Source organism: Micromonospora sp. D75 (genome assembly GCF_018070405.1).
Classification (GTDB): domain Bacteria; phylum Actinomycetota; class Actinomycetes; order Mycobacteriales; family Micromonosporaceae; genus Micromonospora; species Micromonospora chalcea.
On record NZ_JAGPXV010000861.1, the window covers coordinates 1 to 1,950 of the forward strand.

At 74.3% G+C, this 1,950-nt stretch carries 2 protein-coding genes and 1 pseudogene; all 3 read right to left on the reverse strand.

Going from position 1 to position 1,950, the window contains the following annotated elements; genetic code table 11:
• Positions 1–374: pseudogene (locus KBX39_RS30000) on the reverse strand (hypothetical protein); the annotation flags it as partial.
• 3 nt (positions 375–377) lie between these two features.
• A complete protein-coding gene (locus tag KBX39_RS30005; protein ID WP_064445768.1) occupies positions 378–1,343 on the reverse strand; it encodes an alpha-ketoacid dehydrogenase subunit beta in 966 nt (321 codons plus the stop codon).
• Positions 1,343–1,950: thiamine pyrophosphate-dependent enzyme (locus KBX39_RS30010; protein WP_247660752.1), on the reverse strand; the 608-nt coding region annotated here is incomplete at its 5' end. The genes KBX39_RS30005 and KBX39_RS30010, both read right to left, overlap by 1 nt.

A 1,950-nucleotide genomic window follows, 5' to 3' on the forward strand; every position in this document is an offset into this window, starting at 1 on the left:
CCGCCGGAGAACAGCACGTCCGGCCGGTACGCGGCGAGCAGCCCCTCGTGCAGTTCCTCGTCCGGGTCGAGCAGCCGGGTTTCCCCCTCCGGCACGTCGAGGAGCCGCTGCAGCTCACCGGCGGTGCGCGCGCGACGCCGGCAGGCTTCCAGGATGAGCTGGGCGATGCGGTCGCAGACCTCGTTCAGCTCGCCGAACGCGTCGGCGGTGAAGACGGGCGGGCGGGCCAGCCGCCACTGCTTGTTGTACGTGGCCCGGCCGTGGAAGATCTTCTCCCAGGCTGCGGCGCCGGTGGTCACCATCGCGGTACGGGTGGACTCGGGCAGGTCGGTCCACGCCTGGCCGAGTGGCGGCCACGTGTAGTTCGGGTCCATCGTTCATCCGTCCTTGAGGGTCAGTTGGATGGCGGCGGTGAGCTGGTCGCGGCCGGGTTGCACGGCCCGGTCCAGGGCCGGGGCGAAGGGCAGCACGGCACCGTCGGGGCGGGTGACCCGCCGGGGTGGCGCGGCCAGCCGGACCCGCTCGACCACGGTGGCGATGATCTCCCCGGCGATGCCGCAGGAGCGGTTGCCGTCGTCGACTACCACCAGCCGCCCGGTGCGGCTCACCGACTCGACCAGGCCGTCCCAGTCGAAGGGGTAGAGCGTGCGGGGGTCGAAGACCTCCACCGACGCCTGCCCGGCGAGTTCCTCGGCGACGGCGAGCGCGTCGTGCACCAGGTGCCCGACGGCCACCACCGTCACGTCGGCGCCGGGGCGGCGGACGATCCCGCGGCCCAGCGGCACCGGCGTCAGGTCGGTGACGTCGGCGCGCAGGTCCAGCGCGCCGGCCGGGGCGAAGACCACCACCGGGTCGTCGCAGCGGATCGCGGAGACCAGCAGCCCGTACGCGTCGGCCGGGGTGGCCGGTACGACTGTGGTCACCCCGACGTGGGCGAACAACGCGTACGGGTGGTCGGAGTGCTGCCCGGCCCAGCCGGTGCGGGAGCCGGAGCCGGGCACCACGTAGGTGACCGGCACCGCGCACTGGCCGCCGGTCATCAGCGGGAACTTGTGCGCGTGGTTGACGATCTGCTCGAAGACCAGGAACAGCAGCGACGGGATCTGGAACTCCACCACCGGGCGGGCCCCGGCCAGCGCCGCGCCGGTGGCGAAGCTGGTGAACGCCTGCTCGGACAGGGGCGTGTCGCGGACCCGTTCCGGGCCGAACTTCTTCAGCAGGCCGGTGGTGACGTTCGCGGCGGCCACCCGGATGTCCTCGCCGAGCACCACGACCGACTCGTCGCGGGCCATCTCGTCGGCGAGCGCCCGGGTGAGCGCCCTGCGGTAGGAGAGCCGGGGCATCAGCCACCTCCGGTCCGGGCGGTGAGCCCGCTGGCGTACAGGTGGTCCAGTGCGGTCGCCGGGTCGGGGTGCGGACCGGCGAGCGCGTATTCGACGGCGGCGTCCAGTTCCGCCTCGACGGCGGCGTCCACCTCGGCCCGTACCGCCGGGTCGAGTCGCGCTCCGGCGATGTCGACGGGATCGCGGGACCGGCCCTCGGCCACCTCTTCCGGCGGCCGGTAGTCGAGGCGTACCTGATGTTCGAACGTGTGGTGGGCGTCGAAGCGGTAGGTGCGGGCCTCGACCAGCTCGGGGCCGCCGCCGGCGCGCATCCGCGCGACGGCGGCGGCGGTGACCTCGCGTACCGCTTCGGGGTCCTGCCCGTCGACGGCGGCCGCCGGCATGCCGAAGGCGGCGGCCCGCCCGGCGATGGTGCCGGCGACCGCGCCCTCGACGGGCATGGTGGTGGCGTAGCCGTTGTTCTCGCAGACGAACAGCACCGGCACCCGCCAGAGCGCGGCCAGGTTGAACGCCTCCAGCAGCATGCCCTCGTTGACCGCGCCGTCGCCGAAGAAGGTGGCGCCGACGATGTCGGCGCCGCGCCGCCCGCGCGCCCCCCCCCCCCCGG

Coding starts and splice junctions, on each gene's coding strand:
- KBX39_RS30005 (WP_064445768.1), bottom strand. CDS start 1,343: ATGCCCCGGCTCTCCTACCGCAGGGCGCTCACCCGGGCGCTCGCCGAC.